Origin of the sequence: Heminiphilus faecis (assembly GCF_008728965.1) — a bacterium.
GTDB lineage: Bacteria > Bacteroidota > Bacteroidia > Bacteroidales > Muribaculaceae > Muribaculum > Muribaculum faecis.
Genome location: NZ_VSMC01000002.1, coordinates 53,485 through 75,000, shown reverse-complemented (window position 1 = coordinate 75,000; position 21,516 = coordinate 53,485). Strand labels below are relative to the sequence as shown.

Here is a 21,516-nt window from a genome sequence, read left to right as displayed (position 1 = left end):
TGTTGGGTGGAAAAAATTCTCCACTGCGATGGAACGAGGAAGAAATCAGTCATTAAGGATATTGCTATGCGCTTTATTGGTGGGGCTATTGTCAGGAGCCGCCAACAGTTTCCTCGCGCGCGCGCAATATAATAATGAATCCACTCCTGCATCAGTATCTTCGTCGGTTATAGCCGATACATCGTCGATAGTTCTTCCGTTTTCCGTCAACCCGTTGTATCCGATAGACTATGAGCAGCTTGTCGAGGCGGAAATGGCCTCCGATCTTGATACCCCGTCCAATATAAAGACTGAAGCCGAATATGATTTTGAGTCAGGATGTTACGTCATACGTACCAAAGTCGGCGATTATGAGATTGCAACCCCTTTTGTATTGACTCCCGGACAATATGCCGACTTGACAATGCGACGTTCGATGCAACGTTATTTCAATCGGCGCAATTCAGAGCTTGCGGTAGGTAAAAAGGAGAAGGAGCCGTTTGATATTCTGGATCTTAATTTTGCTCTTGGCCCGCTGGAAAAAATATTCGGCCCCGGAGGAGTGCAACTGCGCACTCAGGGTTCGGTCCAGATTTCAGCGGGAATAAAAAGCAATAAGTCCGATAATCCGGCGTTGTCGCTTGCGGCACGTCGCAAGACATACTTTGACTTCAGTCAGAAGATACAAGCGTCGGTCAACGCTTCGGTAGGAGATCGTATGAAGTTCAACATGAATTACAATACCGATGCTACATTTGATTTTGATTCGAAAAATATAAAACTGCAGTACGAAGGTCAGGAGGACGACATTATAAAAAGTATAGAAGCCGGTAATGTGAGCATGACTACCGGCTCGTCGCTTATCAGAGGCAGTACTGCGCTTTTCGGTATAAAGACCCAGATGCAGTTTGGTAGGCTTACGGCAACTGCGTTGGTATCGCAGCAGAACAGCGAGTCGCGGTCGGTTAATACTAAAGGAGGTGTCCAGACAACTGAATTCAGTGTCGGAGCCGATGATTATGATCGCAACAGACACTATTTTCTCGCTCATTTCTTTCGCGACAATTATGACCGCTTCACGTCTAAGTTACCTTACATAGCTTCAGGCATAGAGATTACACGTATAGAAGTATGGGTCACTAATAAAAGTGGCAATTACAGTCAGTCGCGCAACATTGTTAGCTTCATGGACCTTGGCGAAAACAGTGCGCTTGCCTGTGATTACTGGCGGCCCGATGCATCTGACGCCAATCCGTCCAATTCGTCCAATAATCTGCTTGCCACGATAAAAACCGATTATCCGGGTGCAAGAAACATAAATACCGTGACGCAGGCTTTGGCGCCATTGGCTTCTTATGGCATCGAAGGTGGCCGTGATTATGAAAAGGTGGAAAGTGCCCGGCTTCTGCAACCGTCGGAGTATACGCTCAATTCCACGCTTGGATACATATCTTTAAAAACCGCTTTGATTGATGACGAGGTTCTTGGTGTGGCTTATGAGTATACATACCGGGGACAGGTATATCAGGTAGGGGAGTTTTCGGCCGATATAACCGTGTCAGATCAGTCGCTTTATGTCAAGATGCTTAAAAATGCCGCCGTGTCTACAAGTTTACCTGCATGGGACCTTATGATGAAAAACGTGTATTCGCTCGGTGCATACGGCATACAGAAAGCCGGTTTCAGGCTGAATGTAAAATATCTTAGTGACACTACTGGTACAGAAATCGTTTATCTGCCGGTACCGGGCCTTACTGACAAACCGTTGTTGCAGATTATGAATCTTGACCGTCTTGACTCAAACGAGGCTTCGGTTCCAGATGGATTTTTTGACTACATCGAGGGATATACCATACTTTCCGAAACAGGACGAATTATATTTCCGGTAGTAGAGCCGTTTGGCTCTCATCTTGCCTCGGCTATAAACAATCCTGCAGTTGCGGAGAAGTATGTCTATCAGGAACTGTATGACTCAACCCTTGTGGTGGCTCGACAGTTTGCCGATAAAAATAAGTTTGTCATTACAGGCGAATATATGGCGGCGAGCGGCTCTCAGATAAAGCTTAATGCCATGAATGTGCCTCGTGGTTCGGTGGTAGTTATGGCCGGCGGAGTGCGGCTTGTGGAGAACAGCGACTATACAGTCGATTATGCTATGGGTGTCGTCACTATAGCCAATCAGTCGATAATAGACTCAGGACAAAGCATAAGTGTCACTCTTGAAAATCAGTCTTTATTCAGTACTCAGCGAAAGACTCTTCTCGGGCTCGACTTGAATTATCGGTTCAGCGATAATTTCAATCTTGGCGCTACAATAATGCATTTTTCCGAAAAAGCGCTTACCGAGAAAGTAAATATCGGCAGCGAGTCGGTCAATAACACTATGTGGGGGGTGAATCTTTCTTATAAGACCAAGTTCATGTGGCTTACCGATCTTGTAAACATGATACCTACGGTCAATGCCGTACAACCTTCGACGCTGAATGTACAGGCCGAGTTTGCTCAACTGGTTCCTCACCGGCAGAAGTCCGGCTCTACTCGCGGCAGCTCTTATATCGATGACTTCGAGTCGACTCAGACCGGTATCGATTTGCGTTCGCCTTATGCTTGGACACTCGCATCTACACCCTACGAACAGGGGCCTGACGCTCTGTTTCCTGAGGCCGGATTGTCAGGCAATGTCAGTTATGGCAAGAACCGTGCGCTACTGTCTTGGTACTATATCGACCGTATGTTTACACAACGACATTCGTCATTGGTGCCGGGGTATATTTCCGCAGACCTTAAGCAACTTTCCAATCCTTATGTGCGTGAAGTGACATCTACCGAGATATTTCCCGACCGGGAGCTTGGCTATGGAGAGTCAAACATAATACAGACGCTTAACTTGTCGTTTTATCCGTCAGAGCGCGGACCTTACAATCTTGATGCCGAAAATATCGACGACAACGGCTCTCTTCTTAATCCGGAGAAAAGATGGGGCGGCATAATGCGGAAAATGGATAATACGAATTTCGAGCAGGCTAATATCGAGTATGTGCAGTTTTGGCTGATGAGTCCGTTTCTTGATCCTGATAATACTAATGTCGACGGTGGTGATCTGTATCTTAATTTCGGCGATATAAGTGAGGATATTCTTAAGGACGGACTTAAGTCGTATGAAAACGGCATTCCGCTTGACGGTGATGACAAGTTCCTTGCCGAGACCGTATGGGGACGCGTATCGAAACAAAATTCACTCACTTATGCATTTGACAACAATGCTGGTGCGCGTCTTGTACAGGATGTGGGGCTTGACGGGCTCAAAAATGACGAAGAGTTTTATTTTTCGTCTTATTCGGAGTATCTTGATAAATTGCGGACCCGATTGCCCTCCTCTACAATAGAGCGCATGAAGCGTGACCAATTCTCTCCGTTTAATGACCCGGCAGGCGATAATTATCACTTCTATCGCGGATATGATTATGATGAGGAACGGTTGTCTATACTTGAGCGCTATAAGCATTATAACGGAGTCGAAGGCAACTCTCTGTCACCTGCCGACGCCACGGAGCCGCTTTATCAGTCGGCTCGTACTTCGCCTGACGTGGAGGATATAAATCAGGACAATACGCTGAACGAGTATGAGCGATATTTCCAATATAAAATCTCGCTCCGGCCCGGTGATCTTGAGGTAGGACGTAACTATGTGACCGACAAGCAGGTGTCGCTTGTCCGCACGCGTGATGGTGAGAACCGGCGTGTTGAGTGGTACCAGTTCAAGATACCGTTGAGCGACTATGAGCGCAAAGTAGGGGCCATAGCCGACTTTTCGTCAATACGTTTTGCACGCATATTTCTAACAGGGTTCAAGCAGGTGACTCATTTGCGTTTTGCCACATTGGAGCTGGTGCGCGGCGAGTGGCGTCCATATGATTTCAACCTGAATAACCGGGGTGATGCTCCTGCTGACGGGCATCTTGATGTGTCGGTTGTAAATATAGAAGAAAATTCGGCCCGAGAACCTGTGAATTATGTCCTGCCGCCCGGTGTGTCACGTATTACCGACCCGGGACAGTCACAGATAACACAACTCAACGAGCAGTCCATGTCGCTTACGGTCACAGGTCTTCATGCCGGTGACGCACGTGCCGTATACCGTAATACGTCTCATGACCTGCGCAATTACCGGCGGCTTCAGATGTGGGTTCATGCCGAGAGTCTTATTGATAATCCTACAGCTTTGAAGTCAGGGGAGTTGTCGCTGTTCATACGCATAGGCACGGATATCAAGAACAATTATTATGAGTATGAAGTGCCGTTGTCGCTTACTCCTCATCTGTCAGGCGGCAACAAGTATCTTGACACTCCCGCCGACCGCGAGAAAGTATGGCCTCTCGACAACAGACTTGACTTTGCACTCCAGAGTCTTGTCAATCTAAAAAAAGAACGTAATCTTGCAAAGGCACAGGAGGATGGTACGGTGAGTTTTACAACTTTGTTTACAGGACGTGATCCTGAAAATGAACGCAATCGCATAGCCGTGCTCGGCAATCCGTCGTTAAGCGATGTAAGGGTATTGCTGATAGGTGTGCGCAATAACTCCAATGCGGTTAAGGACGGCACTATATGGGTAAATGAACTGAAAGTGACCGATTTCGACGAGAGCGGAGGTTGGGCAGCCAAAGCCAATGTGAATCTGGGGGTGTCTGATATAGCCACGTTCAATATTGGCGCTCACATGGAGACTGCCGGTTTTGGTGGTGTCGACCAGCCGCTCAATGCGCGTCGTCTTGATGACTACAGGCAGTACAATTTTGCATTTCAGGCCGATTTGGGACGTTTTTTGCCGGAAAAGACGAAACTTAAAGCACCGATCTACTACTCTGTCGCTAAAGAGCTCTCTTCGCCCAAGTATAATCCTCTTGATCAGGATGTATTGCTTAAAGATGCTCTCGATGCCGCTGCTACCAAAGAGGAGCGCGACTCTATAAAGAATTATGCTTTGGAACGTTCTACAGTAGAGAGCTTCAGCATATCCGGATTGCGATTCGACATACAGAGCGCTGACCCCAAGCCGTGGGATCCGGCCAATTTTGTATTTAATTTTTCGTTCAACAAACGACGCGACCGTAATCCTGTCACCGAGTATGAGAATACCGATGACTACCGGGGTTCACTGCAATATTCATGGACACCATATGTGAAGGGCTTCCGCCCTTTCGGGTGGATAAAGTCAAAGTCACCGCATCTTAAGTTTCTCAGAGAGTGGCAACTTAATTATATGCCCGTGAATTTGTCGTTTCTGACCACAATGTCACGTTACTATTATGAGCAGCAAGTAAGAAGCGAGGTCGATCAGGCAGTTAAACTTCCTGTATCGGTAGCAAAGAATTTTCTTTGGGACCGGCAGTTGAATCTGTCATGGAATCTTACTAAGTCGATAAACTTGTCGTTTATATCCAATACTTCGGCCCGTATAGAAGAACCGGTAGGCGCGGTCAACCGGCGTCTTTTTCCTGACCGGTATAAGGAGTGGCGCGATACAGTCATACGCAGTATCCTGCATATGGGTACTCCATGGGCCTACAATCAGAATTTTGTAGCATCATACCGTGCTCCGTTCAATCTTATACCAGTATTGGACTTTCTTAACGGTACAATAAGCTATAACGCCACTTACCGTTGGGACCGCGGAGCGGAGGTCGAGGGACTGAACACCGGTAATTCGATAGGCAATATGGCATCTTTCAATATTGACGGACGCATAAATTTGGAGGGTTTGTACAACAAGTCTGATTATTTGAAAAAGGTAAACAGACGGTTTTCATCAGGAACACGTTCCGTCGGTCATCCCAAAGCCAAGCGTTTTGAACGTACTTACACGCTGCGCGGCGACACATCATTGGTTATTCGTCATAACTTGCGCAACCGCGATGTGCGTGTTACGGCTTCGACTCTTGACGGCAAGCGTTATCCCGTTAAAGTGACAGTACGTGACGCAAATACAGTAGAAGTGCATGACCGAGGAGAAGCAGCTCTTAAATTTACGGTTATTGAGCGTCTTAAACGCACTTCATCAGCATGGGATGAGATAGGAGAGCATGCCGCCCGTTTTGCAATGATGGTAAGAGGTCTCAGTCTGCGTATGCGTTCGTCCAAGTCACTTTCGATACCGCTCTTCAGCCCTGAGATCGGAAATGTGTTCGGTCAGACACGCAGTTACGGACCTATGGCTCCGGGACTTGATTTTGCATTTGGATTCGTTGATGAGAATTATGTCACGCAAGCCAAGGAGCGTGGGTGGCTTATATGTGACGAAGACCGTATATCGCCTGCTATGTGGTCGCGTACAAGTGAATTTAATCTTGAGATAGACCTTGAGCCAATCAGGGGGTTGAAAATAAGACTGACCAATAACCGTACCGACAGCCATACCGACCGCATACAGTTTATGTATGATGACATGCCGGTTGCCCGTGGCGGCAGCTATACAAAGACCCACTGCGCCATCGCTACTTCGTTGCGTACCTCAAAGGCCGTTGACGGATATCGCAGTGATGCTTTTCAACGGTTTTTATCCAATATACCTATTGTGGCCGACCGTATAGAGAGGCGTTATGACGGATTGCGCTATCCTATGGGAGGTTTCATGAAAGACAATCCTAATGCCGGAAGGCTTTTTGATCCTAAGGTAGGTGGTGTCAATCGCGCCGGTAGCGACGTGCTGATACCTGCATTTCTCGCCGCTTACACAGGTGTTGATGCATCCGATATATACTTGACTCCGTTTCCTTCGCTTGCCCATATATTGCCTAACTGGCGTGTAACCTACGACGGTCTTATACGTATTGGGCGTATGTCCGATATCTTCAAGTCATTTACTCTTACTCATGCTTATCAGTGCACCTATACGGTGGGGGCGTTCTCCTCTTTCCTGAACTGGATATCGGTTGACGGTGACATGGGTTTTGCCATGGATGAGCTTACAGGACAACCTGTACCTTCATCACCTTACAACATTTCGTCAGTATCGATAACAGAGCGCTTCGCTCCGTTGCTCGGAGTACAGGTGACATTGAAAAATGACCTGAGACTTAGTGCCGAATATCGTGACGGACGTGCTCTGACCCTTAATTCCGACGCCGGACAGCTTGTCGAGGCGCAGAGCAAGAATGTCACAATGGGGGTGGGCTACAAGATCGTCGGTTTTAATACGGTATTGAAGCTGCGGGGCTCGGGTCGCGGTATAAGCAACGATCTTACGGTAAACGCAGAGTTTTCAATGCAGCAGAGCCATGCCTTGATACGGCGTATCGAGACTGACTACACGCAGGCTACATCAGGTACTCGGTCAGTAAGTTTTAATCTTGCCGCGAATTATGTTTTGAACCGGCGTATCACGGTAGGGGCTTTTATCGACCATCGTATCAACACTCCTATTGTGTCGTCGAGCGCTTTCCCGACTACTGACAGCAATTACGGGCTTACCTTGAATCTTAACCTTGCCCGATGATGTGTCTGCAATATTATAATTTGAAGTTGTCGGGATTGAAACCGCGCAGAAAGTCTGCTGTGTCAAGGCGTTTTTTCCCTTGAAGTTGCAGCGAGAGTATCTCAAGAAGCCGGTCGTTGCATGCTATATACATGCGGTCTTTGTCAATGACTATCGAGCCCGGCGCAAGCGTGGTCTGTCCTGAAACGGATGTCTTGAATATCTTCAGTTGCAGTTCATCGCCTGATGCAGTAGTAAGTGTGGTCCATGCTGCCGGATAAGGTGATAGTCCGCGCACAAGGTTGTGTACTTTTTCGGCATTATTATTCCAGTCGATGAGACATGTCTCTTTAAATATCTTTGGAGCGGGAGTGGGGTCGACGCCTCCTGTGAGTTTGTCTTGTTCTATAGTCTTTAGATTGCCGTCGATGATATGCCTGACTGTCTCCAGCGTCAGATCTGCGCCGAGCATCATAAGCCGGTCGTGGATATCGCCTACGTTATCGTCCGGATTTATAGCCACACGTTTCTGATCTATTATATCGCCTGTGTCTATCTCATGTTTAAGGAAAAAGGTTGTCACTCCGGTTTCCTTGTCACCGTTTATTACAGCCCAGTTGAGCGGCGCGGCTCCTCGGTATTTGGGCAGTAGCGACGCGTGCAGGTTGAATGTGCCGAGTCGTGGCATTGTCCATACCGCCTCCGGGAGCATACGGAATGCAATGACTATGAACAGGTCTGCATCCAGCGACCGCAGTTCTTCGATAAATTCAGGCGCTTTTAGATTCGTAGGTTGCATTAGTTTCAGACCATGTTCTACCGCAAACTGTTTTACGGGCGACTGGAGCATTTTGTGCCCGCGTCCTGCCGGTTTGTCAGGCATGGTTATCACCCCTGCTATATTGTAGCCTTCGTTATAAAGTCGCGACAGGCTTTCTACGGCAAATTCCGGTGTGCCGAGAAATACTATTTTAAGATCTTCCTTCTTCATTGATGTGCAATTATATGCAAATTTACTCATTTTTCCATTTACTGACATTTTTATTGCATCTTATAACAGCTTTTTTGAAAAAACTTATTCTTGCTTGGCAATGGAGACTGCTTATCTTTGATTAAAAGAAAAGACCTTTTCGCTTATTATAGAAATCTGGTAAATTTCTATATACGCCCATAACAATCCTGATTATCAGCAATATCTACAGATTACAGCGTACTAATAGTGTACTTTTTGGGAAGATGGCGACAAGCCGAAGCAAATGAATTTGAAATATTTGTCATCCGTTCAAGATTTTTAACTCTGTTGATTTGCGCCTCTTCACTGGGTATATATTCCATCGACATCATTTGAAGTCCTCTCAAATAAATATCATTGAAGTACCCAACAAGCCATTTGATGTGTGCTATTTAGGAGGCATACTAAAATTTGTATCAACAGAGAGACTCAAAGTTTTTATGACAGGGCAACCGCATCGGATGCCGGAAATCTCGAAAAAAATTGTTAACTTTGCAATCTAATCTGCGCTTGCGCTGACGAAGACCATCCATGTAAGAAACATTTCTTATGCCACATATTACGGAACTTCTTTGTAGCCGCATAAAGGTCTGGTCGCCTGTCAGCCTACTTGGAAGTCCCGATTGTATTGATATACGACGAATGAAAAGCCTATTTGATGATGAAGAACCTCAAGGGATGGACATAATCCAGATATGTCAATCCTTAGGATGCGAGTGCAATACTCCGGGGTGGCCTGACTCATTTGGTAAGGCTTTATCAACTTATCTAACGACAAACAATATCAAACCAATTCGAACTCTTAGCCTGTTCTCCGGAGCGGGGGGCTTAGATATCGGATTCCATGATCTTGGATTTGATATAATTGAATCTGTTGAAATTGAATCAAAATTTGCAGAAACCTTAAGAATCAATTCCGGAGAAGGACAAAAATTCGAGAACAGCAAAGTGAACTGTATTGACATTAGGGAATACACTGCTGATGATATCGGTAAAATTGATTTTATTATTGGCGGTCCTCCATGTCAAACTTTCAGTGCTGCAGGACGTCGAGCCTCTGGTGTATTGGGTACCTCTGATGCTCGTGGTGTCCTATTCCGTGAGTACGTTCGACTTCTTGTTAAGCTACAGCCAAGAGGCTTCCTGTTTGAAAATGTTTATGGTATCGTAGGAGCTCAAAATGGAATGGCATGGGAAGAAATTAAGCAAAGTTTTCGAGAAGTAGGATATACGTTGCATTATATGATTTTAGATGCTGCGGACTACGGCGTTCCACAACATAGAGAAAGATTAATTATAGTGGGTCTTAAAGAAGGTTCTTTTAGATTTCCTCGCCCCACACATGGACCTGACTCTCGTAATATTCCATTTTATAGTGCTGGTTGTGCAGTTACAAATGTTGTTTTATCTGACGAAGAAAAGAAAACCGGAATAAATGGTCGTTTCGGCCATCTAATTAATGATATTCCACCGGGACTAAATTATAGTTTCTATACTTCTGAAATGGGGCACCCGAATCCGATTTTCGCATGGAGATCTAAGTTTTCTGATTTTATGTATAAGGCGGATCCCGAAGAACCCGTGCGCACCATTAAAGCACAGGGGGGTCAGTATACAGGTCCCCTACATTGGGATAGCAGATATTTCTCTTGTGCTGAATATAAGCGTTTACAGACGTTCCCGGATGACTATGTTATTAATGGCTCGAGATTAGTTACTATTCACCAAATCGGTAATTCCGTTCCACCACAACTTGCTCGTATGCTTGCATTAGCGATTCGCATACAAGTTTTTGACACTCATTTTCCATTTGAACTTGAGTTGCTTCAATCAGGTGCGACACTATCTTTCAGAAAAAGAAAAAGAGATTTAACTGCCGCATACCGTATGAAAGCGGCCAAAGCAATTAAACAGCTATCCATTTCATCAGTTCGCAAATGCGCTGATCGGTCTTTCAGGGCTTCCCTGTCAAATCGGTTTAAGTACATAGAAAATGATGAAAACGGAAAATTCGACATTAATGTAACATGGTCTGGTATTCTTGTAATTAGTGTTGAGGAAGTTTCCGATTCCTCTCTTTTCGACACTACTATTAAGATTACGCCCAAAACCACCTGGGATGTTCCTGCTTCTCAGATTATGCTGATTATATCTTCTTCTGACTGGAAGGGTGTTACGATGGCATGGAAAGTTTTAGACCGAGAACTCATAACTAATGCGATAAAAGCCGACCTTGTACAATTGAATGGATACTATCAGTATCCATCTAACATAATTTGCGAGATTTTAGATACGACACTTCCCAATCGTAATATTTTTGAACCTATAATTTCAGGAATGTGCGTTGGGAGAAACTTGTCTACACAAACGCTCGCTTCTATTTGGAGAATTAGCGAAAACAGCGTTCTTAATACGGCTCAACTTCTTCGTTCTCTTGCTTTTGAGATTCGCAATAATGTCACCAATCCTCAAATGAAAGAAGATGAATGGTTATTACCGTATAAATTTCCTACACTTTTACCTGAAAGTGTCCAACTCAACAAGACTTTGGTTTAATGAAAAAGAAACACGAAATACATTTAGATGTTTATAAAAATCGCAGTGAGCTTCACTACGATAATAATGCCGTTGTTTTCTATGAAGGTCAAACAAACGAGGATGCCAATAATAGATACTCATTCATAAGACAGCAGTTGGATAATGGATTTCTTGAAAAATTGTATAGTAACATCACTACTTATGATTTTTCAAAGGTCTCTCCAGAAACCAAAATATTGCTCGATAAACTTGTCAATGGAATAACGAGCGAAACAGGTCGCGCATTAGTAGGATTAGCTTTTCTGCAAATCACTATAAAAAGTTTGACTCCTTCGCAATCAATTCGTCTACATAAAGGTTCAAATCGTCGTAACGGATTTTCATGGGTCGATGGTATTCCAATGCGAGTTTTAGACAATACCTATAATACTCCTTTTTTGCGAGAGAAAGGACTGCTTAATATTAACAAGGATGGTGTGATGATGACTCGTTCATTAGCTGAAAATTATCCCTACTCGCAACTCTATAAAGCAGATATGAGGGGCCCTTTTGCTGAATGGATTTCAGTAGTGGATGCACTTGAAGATGGTAGTATTGAGCCATTGCCGGCTTTACATTACTTCTTATCCTTACTTATAAATCGTTCTAACAAATTTGAAGCTTTAGCGGATGAGACCTGTGCAATTTTACCAAAATTGCCTGCTCTTTCCATAGACGAAACAACTTCAATTTTATCTAATTTTTTCAATCAGACTCAGTATTCCGCACGTGCTTTTGAAGTTGTCATACATAGTTTGATGCAGGCTCTTTGTTCTGAACATATTGTTGAATTAGATTTGGTACCGCTTTCTCAAATGCGATCTGCTAACAAGAAGCATGGCAATGTTGGTGACATAGAACTTCGCGATGGTAAAATCATAGTTGAGTCGTGGGACGCAAAATATGGGAAACCATATCTCTATGAAGAATTATCAGAACTCAAGGATAAATTAGAATTTAATCCCGGAGTTCAAACTGCAGGCTTTATTGTAGACTCAAACTTAATGCTCAAAAAAGAAGTTGTCGAGCGTCAAAAGGAATATTCAATTTTAACTGGTGTTTCCATTCAATTAATGGAATTCATTGACTGGGTTAAATTTGAAACGGAAGATTTATCTAAAAAACAACAATCAAAAGTTGCCTCCGAGTGGCTTAAAGCTGTTGTTGAAACATTTTCTCGAAAGAGAATTGACATTGCACCATTAGATGAACCTTGCGAAGAATGGCTAAACGACCTTAAGAAAATACTATTATCATTGGCAAAATAAGTTTTCGTTCCTTTACTAACCCCTGATTTTAACAATATTAGATGGCTGATTCATATCCTCGATTATTTGTAATAGATGATTGGGAAAGACTATATGAAATGAACACTTCGGGTACACGAAGTAAATTTGTTGTGTTAAGTCCTAATAATGAATCTTACTATTTCAAAACATCATTAAAAAAAATCGTTGATGGCAAAGTCGTCAAAGAGTTTCCATCAGAGTTTTGGTCGGAAATTGTAGCCTATCAATTAGGTGCGATGCTTAAATTGCCTGTTCTTCGTTATGACATCGCTGCTTACAAAAATGTTTTAGGGTGCATATCAAAAAACATGGCGAAAGATGATGAAGAAATAACTGAAGGTGTTCGCATCATCGCCAATGTAATGCCTTCTTTCCCCGTGGATCCAGATTACAAGCAAAAGCATTTTTTAGATTTAGTCCAAAAAAGTTTAGCCCGAATAGGAATCAGCAAATTTAAGAGAATTGCTATCGAGATGCTCTTATTTGATTGTATCATTGGTAATACGGATAGACATTCTGAGAATTGGGCTTTAATAAAAAAGAACAAGACATTATTAAAACTTGATGATGCAATAACAAGAAAACTTTCATTCATAGAGTTTTTAGAACTACTAATCAATAAAGAATTACGTAATGAATGGCTTGAGTTTAGAAGAAATAGAAGACTATTCTTTGCATATTTTAACCGGGAATTTAATCTCACTCGGGAGGAAACAATTAGATTAATTCATGATAATACATATGAATTTGCACCATTTTTTGACAATGGCAGTAGTTTAGGACGAGAAATATCAGAAGACCGTTTACAAGTTATGCTTCAAGATAATTCAAGAAGTTTTGAAAAATATTTTTCTAATGGCTGCCCAGATATTCGGGTATCTGAACGAAAAACGACTTTCAATGATACTATTGTATATTTATTAGAGAATTATCCAGAAGAATGCGCTCACTTTTTATCTAATCATTTGAATAGATATAATAAGGAGAAATTTACCAGAATAGTCAATAACATTGATTGTTCTTTGCCACCAACAGGTTTTGAGAGCTATAGGCTCTCTGAACTTCGCAAACGACTAATTGTTAAAATTATAGATTCACGAATTACTCACATATACAACAATATACCAATATGAAATATCCTTTTAGGAAAATATCGGTTATGTGGCGTTCTTCAAGAGGAGAAAGTCGAGTTTCCATTGGGCATATTACTGTGTCGGGTAATGGTAACATTTCATTCTTATATGATAAAGAAGGCTTACAAGAAGCAAAACGAAAATCTCCTGAATTTTCAGGTTACCCGGGTATACCATTTTCTGAATCTCCTATAGAAGATTCGGATTATCTCAAAAGTTTATTTGCTTTACGTCTTATAAATTTAGAGCGTGAAGACCGCAAAGAACTCTTAGACTTTTGGCTTTTAGATGACAACTTGGCTTCGGACCCTATTATGCTGTTGGCCATGACTCAGGGAATGTCAATGTCTGATATGTTTGAATTTGTACCCTCGTTTCAACGAGAAAGTAAAAATAAACAAGCCTTTATTACAGATATTGCCGGTCTTACAATTACCAAATATGATATTTCCGCACTTAAGTCTGGTGATAGACTTCAATTTGAGAAACAACCTGATAATATTAAAGATCCCTTTGCCATTATAGTATTATATGATGGTAATCCTATTGGTTGGATTAAAAGAGGACATAACTATCTATTCAAAGGACGAAAAAATGGCATTAAATTAACAGTTCACAAAGTTGTAAATAATGCGGTATACCCCAAATTATATGTAAAGGTAGTATACTGATATAAAGAGTGAAGACCCTTTAGACACCACAGAAATGTCTTGTTTTACATTGACTTGTCGCTTTGGCGTTGCACCATTCGAACATTTAAGAGTTATCTCGCTTGACGCTATCCAAAGGGGATATCGTATAGACGAAACAGTCGCGCAGGACATGATTCAGCGTGGTCTGATTGAGGGAGAAGCCCCGAACTACACCATATCCCTTGGTGTAGCCAAAGCCTCCAGACAGCTCCCGCAATATACGAAAGCAAAAGGTTTAGATAAAGCCAGATTAAAACAGATGGTTCTGCCATTATTGCAGAATGCAGGAAAAGATGGCGCTCGCCGAGAGATCATATATGATTACCTTAAGGACTTGTTGCCTTCCAATAAGTCACAGGAGCAACAGCTCCGATATTTGGGGAAGCTTCTTGTTGAAATGAATGAAGAAGGGACGATTGAACGTATCGGACTTAGATGGTTGCTTTCAAGCCCATCCGACCGAAAACAGCCATGATCCGACCGTTTTTTATCGCATCCGACTGAAAAAACGGTCGGATGTGTGTTGATTAGCTGTAATCCGACTGGTTTTGATTGTAAGGTATGTATATCAATAGGTCAGATGGTAAGTCAGACGGGCAATAATCTGAATGAATGGCAAATCAGTAAGACATTCAAACGGCAATCCTTCCTGTCATTCATCCATAAGGCTTGACATCCATCTGCTCATAAGTTCATACAAGCATCTGTATATACGTTCATACGCTCAGAGGTTCATACATCAATATGTCAGTACATTCATATGTCAATACGTTCATACGTCAATACGTCAGTACGTTCATACGTCAATACGTACTAACAGCATCTTTGCAATCAAGACTTCAATAAATAACTACTTGTAACAATGCGCTTTAACCGAATCAAAATCTCAAAAGCATTATATAGCGCGTATTGACATATCAACTGCCTTTCGCCAAATCTTATTCTCATCTTTATATGAAGGTGAATTTTACCAATATTGATGTTCCAAGTAATTGAAACAGTCGGCTATTTCGATAACAGTAGCCTTTTCTGTATGTAGTCTATTGTAATTTGGTGCTATCAAGCCTTCTGATTTTGTCAGTCGCAATGGAATCCGTCGGGATTCTGCAAGGTATGTTTTGAGCTGCACGAAACTGATTTTGCAGCTCAAAACCCTTGCAGAATATTAGTTGGTCTTACTCCAAAGTCGTAATCCCCATTGCCGATTTTCATGCTCCATTTTTTCTTTTTTGTTTTCATTGTGATTGGCGGCGAAAAGGAAAAAAGCCGACAAATCACATCGGACTTATCGGCTTAGGTATGACTGGTGCCACCTTATATCGGTGTATAGTTGATTTCACCGAGGGAGTTGATTGCATCCTGTTTCAGGCTATCAACGACATGGAGGTATCGCTCTGTCATCTTTATGGAAGTGTGTCCGAGGAGGCTCGATACTGTTTTGATGTTGGCTCCTTTGGTAAGGACGTTCACCGCGAAGCTGTGGCGTGCGCAATGCCATGTGATTTTCTTTTTGATGCCTGCCGCCTTTACCCATTTACGCAGATACAGGTTGCAGATGTTGTAATGCGGGAGTTTGAATATCCGTTCATCAAAGTTGTCGTTATCCGGCTCACCGATCAGACGGATAAGGGTGTCGTTCAACGGAACGATTACCCAGCTTCGGCTACTGTGGTCTTTTGTCTTTTGCTGTTGAAAACGCAATGTCTGGGTTGAGTAATCCACATTGCGGTAGGTGAGCTGACTGGTATCGCACCAACGCACCCCGGTGTAAAGCCCGAAGATGAATGCACGGTGAATCTCCGGTTTCTCGCCTTCAAAATGTGTCGCAACAAGCTGCTGTATTTCCTCTGGCAGAAGAATCTCCTTTTGAAGCGTCATGTTATCGTTCTTCAACACGAAACCACGGCACGGATTTTTCTTGATGAGGTCTTTGTCAACGGCAGCAGTAACCATCCGTTTGAACATCCGGAAATAGATTTTCGGACCGTCGCCTGTTCCGTTCTCTTTCAGATACTCCACATAAGCTGCCACCATGCCAACCGTCAGCTGCGTCATCTTGAGATTATTCTTGTAGAGAGAATATCTCGGCGTGTCGGCAAGAAAGGCCATGAATTTTTGCAGACCCTGCCTTAGCGTTATGCGGGTATATTTCGTGAGTGACGGAGATTTGATGAACTCTTTGCAGAACTCAAGAAAGTCCTCGTCCATATCCTTGCGGAGTCGATACCCCTCCCTGTCCTCCAGGAAAGATTGCTCACGTTCAAAACGTATCTTTTCAGCAAGGGAGAGAGTATTCTTGTTCTGCATCCGCTCCTGCTGGTTGCGGGGATGAAGCCAGATATACAGATTTAGGTTCTCTTTCTTGCGGGAATGTTTGATTTGATATTTCGGTTTACCCGCCATCGCTCCCTCGGTGTAAAACACCTGATTGCCGTCCTTGTCAAGTACAGACGTTTCACTTCTGCCAAGATAATATTCAAGGTAGAGGCTGGCACGTCCGTCGCTCAGTTCCGACTGTCGGAGTTTGGGATTCTGCTTCTTGTGATTTTCTAATTTTGCCATGCAATTATAATTTTGCGCAAAGATAATCCGAGGTATAATAATCTGAAAATCGCCGTTTACAGACCTTAACATTTACCCTCTCCCTACAGTCCATAATCAAGGGTACAAAAGGTGTACTTTTTGAGAAAATAGGGTCAAAAGCAGGAAAATCACCGCAACATGGATAATTGCTATAGCATTGATAACAAGCATAATTAGCTCATTTGCCTTATCTCGACTTTTCCATCAAAGAAATCTGGTAAATTTTCATGTCGGGATGCGAGAAAAACAAAGAGGCTTGCACGCGTATATAGCGTTGAGTACCCTATTGGATAAGACCTATAGACTCGCTTGCTTGTAGTATTTTGGCTACAAGTGGGGTGCGGTCTGGCATGTCAGGTGATATCTCGACAAGGTTCATGATGACGCGCAGAGCAGAATAGGCGTCGGCGAGAGCTGCATCTTCAGGATTCATATGTCCTGTAGCGTAGTAATAATGGTATAGCATAGTGCCGAGCGATGATGTTATTTCTCCTACACGCTCTTTTGCCGCAGTGTTTTCTGTCGGTTGCGATGTCTGAAGCGCTTTTTCAAATATTTGCCATGTCACAAGACACAATGCGAGCATTCCCGACGGGTCGACCGTACTTTTGGATGTGTAGGCAAGTGCAGTCATACACGCGGAGTAGGCGTCATGAAAACGCTGTGAGGCTGTCATAACGGTAGCGTAGGCGCATGTGGCTGCTATCAGTTCGCATGCCGTTTCGTCGTCGGGTGTAAGGCGCCATTGACGGAAAGTATCGCCAAGTATCTCCTCGATAAGCATTGAAGCCTCGACCTTATCGCCTTTTTGAAGCGATGAATAGACCGAGGCTATGTTATTGTTGAATGTGTCGGCGCGCATGGGCATCAATCTTTGTCGGCTCTTTCAAGCGACTGTTTGATTGTGGTAAAAATGTCGTCGATACTTCCGCTGCCGTGGATAGAATGATACTTGCCTTCGGAGAGATAATAGTCGCGCAGGGGCGATGTCTGGTCATGATACACTTTTAACCGTTGGTTTATGGTCTCAAGATTGTCGTCGCTACGCCCTGACTGGCGACCACGTTTAAGCAGGCGGTCTACAAGTTCATTATCGTCTACCTCCAGTCCTACTACCGCGTGAACCTTAGAGTTACGCTCCTCAAGCATCTTTTTCAGGGCCTTTGCCTGAGGAATTGTGCGTGGAAATCCATCGAATATCACTCCTTTGGTCGTCTCCTGATTGCTGTCGAGAACATTGGCGAGTATATCCACCATGAGGTCATCGGGAATGAGTTGTCCCTGTGAAATGAATGAGTCGGCGATCTTGCCGAGTTCCGTGCCGCGTGCTATGTGGTCGCGCAGAACTTCTCCCGTTGATATGTGAAAAAGTCCGTATTCATCAATGAGCTTCTCGCTCTGAGTACCTTTGCCACTTCCCGGGGCACCGAAAATCACAATGTTGAACATGTCACTGAAAAATTGAATAGATATCGTAAAAATTTATGATTGGGGCTGGAGGTGAAATCACTTCTCCTCCAACACGTATATATCACGCAGATTGCGGGCCAGCCCGTCAAGATCCAGTCCGAAGCCTATAATAAATTTTGACGGAATGGAGAACCCTGTGTAATCGGGCTTTACATCATGAAGCAGTGACTCTGGCTTGAATAGTAATGACGCCACCTTGACCGATGCCGTTCCCTTGGCTTTAAGGTCTTCGACAAGTTTCTTGATTGTGGTGCCGGTATCGACAATATCTTCAATTACTATCACATCACGTCCCTCGAGATTCTCGGTAAGCCCCATGACCTCCTTTACTTTGCCGGTTGTTGAGGTGCCTTCGTAGCTTTTGAGCCTGATGAACGATATTTCGGCATCTATGCCAACTGACCGGAATAAATCGGCGGCAAAAGGAAATGCTCCCGTGAGCACACATAGAAAAAGAGGGCGTAGTCCTGAATAGTCATTGGTTATTTGCGCGGCAATTTCGGTTATGCGTCCTTGTATGGTTGATTCCTTAATATAGGGCACAAAAGTCATGCCGTTGTAAGTCACTTTATCCATTCCGTTTTTTTGTTTGCGCAAATTTACTGAAAATATTCTTTACCGCGCCATAATATTTTGTAAATTTGCGGAAGACATTTACAAGATACAGCTTTCGTGCACGATGAAAATATTTACAAACGATCAGATAAGGTCGATCGAAAAATATACGATTGAAAACGAGGGTGTGACCTCCGATGAGCTCATCGAACGTGCGGCTGCCGCCATAACGTGCGAGATTATGTCGCGGTGGAGGCAGAGCAAAAATGTATGGGTTATCGCCGGTCAGGGCAACAATGGCGCCGACGCTCTTGCCGTGGCGCGTATGCTGCTGGAGCAAGGCTATAACGTGCAGGTATTGTTGTTCAATGTCTTCGGGCGTCTGAGCGAAGGGTGCATCCATAGTCGTAAACGGTTGCTTGATTTGGGAGATGTAAATTTTACTGAAGTGACCGGAGACTTCAATCCGCCGTTTATATCGCCTGACGCACTTGTCATTGACGGCTTGTTTGGCTCTGGATTGCGAGAGCCTCTTACAGGTGGTTTCAGATCTTTTGTCGACTATATAAACGAGTCCAAGGCCACGATTGTGTCTATTGACGTGCCTTCGGGCCTTATGGCTGAATGGAATGAAGACACTTTGCGCCGCAACGTCATTCATGCTCATCTTACTCTTGCTATTCAATTTCCTCGCGTGGCCTTTTTTATTGCCGACAATGCCGAGTTTTTAGGAGAGTGGAAAGTCCTTGACATAGAACTAAGCCAGCAGGAAACCCGCAATACGCAGTCGAGGTTCTTCCTTCTTGAGAAGAACGACGCCAAACGTGTGCTTCGCCATCGCAGCCGCTTTTCGTCCAAGGCCGACTATGGCTCGGCTATGATTGTGGCCGGCAGTTACGGTATGCTTGGTGCCGCTCAGATGTGTGCCCGCGGAGCTTTGCGGTCCGGTGTAGGAAAACTTACGTTGCACATTCCGCGTTGCGGTTTTACTGTAATGCAGTCAGAAGTTCCCGAAGCCATGGTACAGGTCGATCGTAATGACGGCGGCATAACGGAGATAAATCTGCGGCACAAATATGATGCAGTGGCTTTGGGGCCGGGCATGGGCACACATGACCTTACGGTAAGGGCTGTGGAGACATTTGTCAACCATGCAGAGAAGCCTTTGCTTCTTGATGCTGACGCACTCAACTGCATAGCCGAACGCCCGACTATCCTCAATACCATTCCGCCCATGTCTGTGCTCACTCCGCATGCCGGTGAGTTTGACCGTTTGTTTGGTGAACATAATTGCATGGAAGCGCGTATAAAGACTGCGGTCGAAAAGGCCGCGTACTATGACATAATTATACTGTTGAAAGGTTATTATACCACGGTTGTGCGTCCTGACGGACGTATACTTTTTAGTTGTAGCGGAGGCCCGGCGTTGGCTACTCCCGGCAGCGGCGATGTACTTACCGGAGTGATTGCAGCGTTGCTTGCTCAAGGCTATTCCCCCGATATCGCCGCTACTCTCGGTGCCTTTATCCATGGCTATGCCGGTGAGTTGGCGGCAGAGACTCATGGCGAGTATGGAGTGCTTGCTACCGATATTGCCGATCGTATCGGTACCGCTATCCGTGATATAATGTGTTGAAATTGTAAAATAAAAATGAATATGAGATATATCGTGTTGTCACTCGCTTGTGTGCTTGCGTCGTCGGTTGTGACCGTCGCGCAGACCACGCAGAAGTTTCAGGCGACCAAAGCCAATGATTACGGTCTTGTCTACTCGCTTCCAACTACAGTGCTTGATGTGACTGTCGTGGCGGAGCGTGTGGTTAAGCGTCCGGGCGAGTTCTATATGTATGCCAAAAAGTACCTTAATGTCAGTGATCCGGTGTCAGAGCCGTCAGAGTCATGGACTGTCAAGAAGGTCATAGTAAATGCCCGTGGTGTTGCCAACGGGGGTGAACGCTATCTGATGCAGTTCAAGGGAGGTACTGCTCCGTATGTGGTTATGGACAATGCCGACCTACCTGTAGCAATTAATACCGAGGATGTGGTTTTGCCTGAAGCCCCGGTACTTCCAGAGCCTGTGGGGTTGTCTTCAACACCTCTTGATACAGAAGCCGCCCGCTATGTGATAAGTGAAGAGATGCTTCAGAGCCAGTCAAGCGCAAAGCGCGCGGAACTTGCCGCCAAGCGCATATACGAACTCCGTCAAAGCCGTAGTGATCTTATTACCGGTCAAGCCGATCAAATGCCGCCCGACGGAACAGCCATGCAGATTGTCATGGATCAGATAGGTGCGCAGGAAGCCGCTTTGACTGCTATGTTTGTCGGAACTGAACAACGCGAGACTGCTGTAAAGACGTTTACATATATACCGCATGACGAAGTTACCCGTTATGTGTTGGCGCGAGTATCGGCTCTTGATGGTATAGTTGACAGCGATGACTTGTCGGGCGACCCGATAACGTTGTCGTTAAATATAACCGATCGGGGAAAGATGCCTGTCAACGACAAAGGTGAGACTAAGGAATTTCCTAAAGGAGGAGTGGCTTATTGTATACCCGGTGCCGCTTCTGTGAAAATATCCTTCCGTGGCGAGACTTGTTGGGAAGGTTCTATGGATGTGGCCCAGTACGGTATCGTTTTCGGACTTGATCCTAAAATGTTTACCGATAAGAAAGCTCCGGCTTATCTGTTGCTTGATCCCGTCACAGGAGCAATAAAGGAGCTTGGCACCAAGTAATCGTTAAAATAGTTT

Annotated in this window: 13 protein-coding genes; 8 read left to right on the top strand and 5 right to left on the bottom strand. The window is 44.3% G+C overall.

Annotated features, from left to right (window positions below; genetic code table 11):
* The first annotated feature begins 28 nt into the window (after positions 1-28).
* A complete protein-coding gene (gene sov / locus FW767_RS01630; protein WP_235897958.1) occupies positions 29-7,474 on the top strand; it encodes a T9SS outer membrane translocon Sov/SprA in 7,446 nt (2,481 codons plus the stop codon).
* Between the two features lie 13 nt (positions 7,475-7,487).
* On the opposite strand, the gene fmt is transcribed toward sov, so the two are convergent.
* On the bottom strand, positions 7,488-8,444 hold the full coding sequence (gene fmt / locus FW767_RS01625; RefSeq protein WP_121697845.1) for a methionyl-tRNA formyltransferase: 957 nt from the start codon (positions 8,442-8,444) through the stop codon (positions 7,488-7,490).
* Positions 8,445-9,107: 663 nt separating this feature from the next.
* Here fmt and FW767_RS01620 point away from each other — a divergent pair.
* The 5 genes from FW767_RS01620 to FW767_RS13280 all read left to right on the top strand — a co-directional run bounded on the left by FW767_RS01620 (position 9,108) and on the right by FW767_RS13280 (position 14,631).
* A complete protein-coding gene (locus tag FW767_RS01620; RefSeq protein ID WP_205523769.1) occupies positions 9,108-11,021 on the top strand; it encodes a DNA cytosine methyltransferase in 1,914 nt (637 codons plus the stop codon).
* A complete protein-coding gene (locus FW767_RS01615; protein ID WP_121697843.1) occupies positions 11,021-12,310 on the top strand; it encodes a hypothetical protein in 1,290 nt (429 codons plus the stop codon). The genes FW767_RS01620 and FW767_RS01615 overlap by 1 nt, the downstream gene beginning before the upstream one ends.
* 41 nt (positions 12,311-12,351) lie before the next feature.
* Positions 12,352-13,464 (top strand): HipA domain-containing protein, encoded by a 1,113-nt coding sequence (locus tag FW767_RS01610; protein ID WP_147438672.1) that lies wholly within the window; start codon positions 12,352-12,354, stop codon positions 13,462-13,464.
* Complete coding sequence (locus FW767_RS01605; protein WP_121697841.1) at positions 13,461-14,135, top strand: HIRAN domain-containing protein; 675 nt, start codon at positions 13,461-13,463, stop codon at positions 14,133-14,135. Before FW767_RS01610 ends, FW767_RS01605 begins: the two co-directional genes overlap by 4 nt.
* A 151-nt stretch (positions 14,136-14,286) precedes the next feature.
* Positions 14,287-14,631, top strand: coding sequence for a hypothetical protein (locus tag FW767_RS13280; RefSeq protein WP_235897954.1), 345 nt, complete (start codon positions 14,287-14,289; stop codon positions 14,629-14,631).
* An 839-nt stretch (positions 14,632-15,470) separates the two neighbouring features.
* On the opposite strand, the gene FW767_RS01595 is transcribed toward FW767_RS13280, so the two are convergent.
* From FW767_RS01595 to hpt, 4 genes are all read right to left on the bottom strand, one after another.
* Positions 15,471-16,718: a site-specific integrase gene (locus tag FW767_RS01595; RefSeq protein ID WP_121697835.1), complete on the bottom strand. Its 1,248-nt coding sequence runs from the start codon at positions 16,716-16,718 to the stop codon at positions 15,471-15,473.
* A 304-nt stretch (positions 16,719-17,022) separates the two neighbouring features.
* On the bottom strand, positions 17,023-17,601 hold the full coding sequence (locus tag FW767_RS01590) for a hypothetical protein (RefSeq protein WP_147438670.1): 579 nt from the start codon (positions 17,599-17,601) through the stop codon (positions 17,023-17,025).
* Positions 17,602-17,606: 5 nt separating this feature from the next.
* Positions 17,607-18,188: an adenylate kinase gene (locus FW767_RS01585; RefSeq protein ID WP_121697833.1), complete on the bottom strand. Its 582-nt coding sequence runs from the start codon at positions 18,186-18,188 to the stop codon at positions 17,607-17,609.
* A 57-nt stretch (positions 18,189-18,245) separates the two neighbouring features.
* Complete coding sequence (gene hpt, locus FW767_RS01580) at positions 18,246-18,785, bottom strand: hypoxanthine phosphoribosyltransferase (protein ID WP_121697832.1); 540 nt, start codon at positions 18,783-18,785, stop codon at positions 18,246-18,248.
* A 103-nt stretch (positions 18,786-18,888) separates the two neighbouring features.
* Here hpt and FW767_RS01575 point away from each other — a divergent pair, with 103 nt between their 5' ends.
* Both FW767_RS01575 and FW767_RS01570 read left to right on the top strand, forming a co-directional pair.
* Entirely contained in the window at positions 18,889-20,400 is a 1,512-nt protein-coding gene (locus tag FW767_RS01575; protein WP_147438669.1) for an NAD(P)H-hydrate dehydratase, read from the top strand.
* 15 nt (positions 20,401-20,415) lie between these two features.
* Positions 20,416-21,501: a DUF4831 family protein gene (locus FW767_RS01570; RefSeq protein WP_121697830.1), complete on the top strand. Its 1,086-nt coding sequence runs from the start codon at positions 20,416-20,418 to the stop codon at positions 21,499-21,501.
* Positions 21,502-21,516 lie beyond the last annotated feature (15 nt).